Raw genomic sequence first — 3,980 nt, forward strand, 5'->3', positions numbered from 1 at the left:
GCGTCAAGCGCTGCCAGTGGTTACTAGCTCTAATGTTTAAGTAAAGCAGATAGTTGTATGCACCGATATATACCGTACTTCGAATTTGTTGCGTTTTTAACTTCACTGTTCGCGTTGCCGGTTATTAAAAAAAGTAAATACCTTCGGTTGTTTCCGTTGCTGTTGCTGATGATCGTGCTGGTGGAAGTATATCAGTTATTCTTTGCAGCAAAGGGAAGTGTCAATGCCGGTATATATAATATTATGATTCCGCTGCAGTATCTGCTTTACCTCATTATTTTACACGAGGCCGTTGATCAGCAACGCTATAAACGATTTTTGTTAGTAGCATCGGTTGTGCTGATCGTATTCAGCACCCTCACCGGCTTGTTTGTGTTGGAAGACAATCATTTTAATGTGCTGGCCTATTGCCTCGGATCGGTGCTGGTAATAATCGGTGCGTTGATGAAGCTCTACGAAATGCTGCAGAACCCTACCGATTTCAATTTTCTCCGAAAGCCGTTTTTCTATATGTTGTTTGCGTTCCTGTTGTTTACAGCCGGTACGCTTCCGTATTTTGCCATGAGCAACTGGCTATATATTGTTACAACACATAAAAATGTTTTGCTGATGCTGGCCAACGTTATGAGCATCATGAACTATATATTATACTCCACTTACACCGTAATGTTCTTATGGATGATACAAAGGAAGGATTACTCCTGATCGGGACTTCGATGATCGTGTTGATCGTTTTCCTTCTGGCCGTATTGGCGGTAATGATTATATACCGGAAGCGCAAGCTGGAGCACCAGGAAGAGATAGAAGATATGAACGAGCGGTTCTCGCACGAGCTTTTGCAAACACAGGTAGAAGTACAGCAGCAGACCATGCAGTACATTGGTCGCGAGATCCATGATAATGTGGGGCAGAAGCTTACGCTGGCGGTGCTCTATGCGCAACAGCTTACGGACGACAACCCCGAATCGCAGAAGCGCATCAATACTATTGCGGGTATAATAAACGAATCGTTATCCGATCTGCGCAGTCTTTCGCGTAACCTTACCGACAGTAACTATATGCATGTTGATCTATACCAGCTGATCAGTGCGGAGTTTTTGAAAGTGCAGGCTGCGGGATTTTGTCAAACAGAAATTCATACAACGCATACTAAAATACAGGCGTCATCTGCTGTAAAGAGCTTTGTGTTGCGTATTTTACAGGAGTTTTTACAAAACAGCGTGAAGCATTCGGGGTGTTCAAAGCTATATCTTGATTTTCAGCAGGAAGCGAAGGGACTTGCGATACAAGCGTCTGACAACGGAAAAGGATTTGAAATGGGCGATGGCTCGATATATACTCGCGGTATAGGACTGGGAAACATGAAGCGGAGAGCGGATATTATAGGAGCTGAATTTACCCTGGAGAGCGCACCCGGTGACGGAACAAAAATGAAACTATATATACCGGCCAGTAAACTAAACGCTTGATTTATGCAGCACTCGGTTGTTGTAGTAGACGATCATATACTGATAGCAGAAGCCCTCACGGGCATCATTGAAAAATTCAGACGATACAAAGTGCTGTATGAAGCCGAGAATGGTAAAGCGCTCATCGATAAATTTCAGCAACCCGGAAATATACCCGACATTGTATTGGTAGATATAAATATGCCGGTGATGGATGGTTTTGAAACTGCGCAATGGCTCACGCAACATCACCCTGGTATTCGCATCCTTGCACTCTCCATGCAGGACGAAGAAGAGACGCTGATCAAAATGATTCGCTGCGGTGCCAAAGGATATTTATTGAAGAATGTACATCCGATGGAATTGGAAAAGGCACTCGATGCCCTGGTAGATAAAGGATATTATTACCCCGACTGGATAGCACACAAAGTTTTGATGAGTTTATCGAACGAAAAAGAAACGACACCTGCTCCTAAAATTTCGCTGAACGATCGCGAGATGGATTTTCTGCGCTATGCCGCTACGGAATTAACCTATAAAGAAATAGCCGAGAAAATGTTCTGTAGTCCACGTACTGTGGAAAGTTACCGCGACAACCTCTTCGAAAAATTTGGCCTCAAAACCCGCGTGGGATTAGTGATGTATGCCTTACGCAATGGACTGATACAACTCTAAAAATAATCTCCCGCAGATCTCGCAGATGACGCAGAAAAAATACAACTATATCTGCGAAACTCTGCGAAATCTGCGGGAAACAAATGGATTTAATTTTCTAATCTTTCAATCTTCTAATTTTCCAATTTTCCAATCTTAGAATTTCTAAACAAAAGCCGGTATTCCTGTAATCGTATTACCCAGAATCAGCAAATGTATATCATGCGTTCCCTCGTAGGTCACTACCGATTCGAGGTTCATCATGTGGCGCATAATCGGGTATTCTCCCGTTATACCCATGCCGCCATGTATCTGTCTGGCCTCACGCGCAATCTCTAACGCTACCTGTACACTGTTGCGTTTTGCCATGGAGATTTGTGGCGTAGTAGCTTTACCTTCATTCATCAATACACCCAATCGCCAGTTGAGCAATTGTGCTTTGGTTATTTCCGTTAGCATCTCCGCCAGTTTCTTTTGTACCAATTGAAACGAAGCGATTGGTTTACCGAATTGAATTCGTTCCAACGCATATCTTCTGGCAGAATCATAGCAATCCATCGCAGCACCTATAGCACCCCAGGCTATACCATAGCGTGCTGAGTCGAGGCACATGAGTGGAGCACCCAGGCCATTTTTATTCGGAAGTAAATTTTCTTTCGGCACTTTTACATTGTCGAACACTAGCTCACCCGTTGTGCTGGCGCGCAGCGACCATTTGCCATGTGTTTCCGGTGTAGAGAAACCAGGCATGCCGCGTTCAACGATCAGGCCGTGAATTCTTCCCTGCTCATTCTTGGCCCACACTACCGCAACGTCTGCCCTGGGCGAATTGGAGATCCACATCTTTGCGCCATTCAGCAAATAGTGATCGCCCATATCTTTAAAGTTCGTTACCATGCCACCGGGGTTCGAGCCATGATCAGGTTCTGTTAAACCGAAGCAGCCGAGCCACTCACCGGAAGCCAGCTTGGGTAAATATTTTTTGCGTTGTGCTTCACTGCCAAATTTATAGATCGGATACATCACGAGCGATCCTTGTACCGATGCAGTAGATCGCATACCCGAGTCGCCACGTTCAATCTCCTGCATAATTAATCCATAGGCTATATAATCGAGGCCACCTCCGCCATATTCCGTAGGAATTGTAGGACCGAAGGCTCCGATTTCACCGAACTTCTTCACAATCTCATAGGGAAAATGTGCACGCTGCGCCCAATCTTCTATATAAGGCGATATCTCCCGTTTTACAAAATCGCGGATCGAACTGCGGATAAGTTTGTGCTCTTCCGTCAGCAGATCATCAAGCACATAAAAATCTGGATGATCGAAAGCATCCTGCTTCATCGATTTTTTTGTCTGAGTTCCGGTCGCTGTTTGTGTTGACATACAGATTAGGATTAATGCGTTAACTTTGACGCCAATTTACACAAGTATTTTACATTCTCAGGTTTTTAAAATGGAAGGTAATCACGTTGACGCAGAGCTCGTCAAACAACTTAAAAAGCTGCAAGCCAAGTACAATGCCATGGGCCAGGACCTGTCGTCATATCTCGATGGCTTATTATACTCCGACTATCTCACGTACTGGGACTATATCCACCTGGATACATTGCTGAGCCTGCAAAGTCCGAAGACGCAATTTCCGGACGAGAAGGTATTCATCATGTATCACCAGATCACAGAGCTATATTTCCAATTGATCCTGCATGAACTGGAACAAATCGCAGCCAAAGAACAACCCGATGAAGAATTTTTTATTGACCGGCTGGATCGCGTAGTGCGCTACTTCCGTCACCTCGAAAATTCTTTCGACATTATGGTGAAAGGCATGGAGCGCGAGCAGTTCCTTAAATTCAGAATGGCATTGCTTCCGGCCAG

The 3,980-nt window shown here is 44.6% G+C and carries 5 protein-coding genes; 4 read left to right on the top strand and 1 reads right to left on the bottom strand.

Translation table 11 applies throughout. From position 1 onward, the window contains the following. Positions 1–57 precede the first annotated feature (57 nt). The 3 genes from VIN08_RS12720 to VIN08_RS12730 are packed head-to-tail and all read left to right on the top strand — an operon-like array spanning position 58 to position 2,123. Positions 58–705 carry a hypothetical protein gene (locus VIN08_RS12720; RefSeq protein ID WP_331965454.1) on the top strand — a complete coding sequence of 216 codons (648 nt, stop codon included), beginning with the start codon at positions 58–60 and terminating at the stop codon, positions 703–705. Further along, the gene (locus tag VIN08_RS12725; protein WP_331965457.1) at positions 675–1,469 is read left to right on the top strand and encodes a sensor histidine kinase; all 795 of its coding nucleotides are present in this window, start codon (positions 675–677) and stop codon (positions 1,467–1,469) included. The genes VIN08_RS12720 and VIN08_RS12725 overlap by 31 nt, the downstream gene beginning before the upstream one ends. Before the next feature lie 3 nt (positions 1,470–1,472). Next, entirely contained in the window at positions 1,473–2,123 is a 651-nt protein-coding gene (locus VIN08_RS12730; protein ID WP_331965458.1) for a response regulator transcription factor, read from the top strand. 144 nt (positions 2,124–2,267) lie between these two features. Here the strand turns inward: VIN08_RS12730 and VIN08_RS12735 are convergent, their stop codons facing one another. Further along, entirely contained in the window at positions 2,268–3,488 is a 1,221-nt protein-coding gene (locus VIN08_RS12735) for an acyl-CoA dehydrogenase family protein (protein WP_331965461.1), read from the bottom strand. A gap of 70 nt (positions 3,489–3,558) precedes the next feature. Between VIN08_RS12735 and VIN08_RS12740 the strand changes: the two genes are divergently transcribed. After that, positions 3,559–3,980, top strand: a 422-nt coding sequence (locus tag VIN08_RS12740; protein ID WP_331965463.1) for a tryptophan 2,3-dioxygenase family protein, incomplete at its 3' end; no start/stop codon positions are given.

This window comes from Ohtaekwangia sp. (genome assembly GCF_036568665.1).
Classification (GTDB): domain Bacteria; phylum Bacteroidota; class Bacteroidia; order Cytophagales; family Cyclobacteriaceae; genus Ohtaekwangia.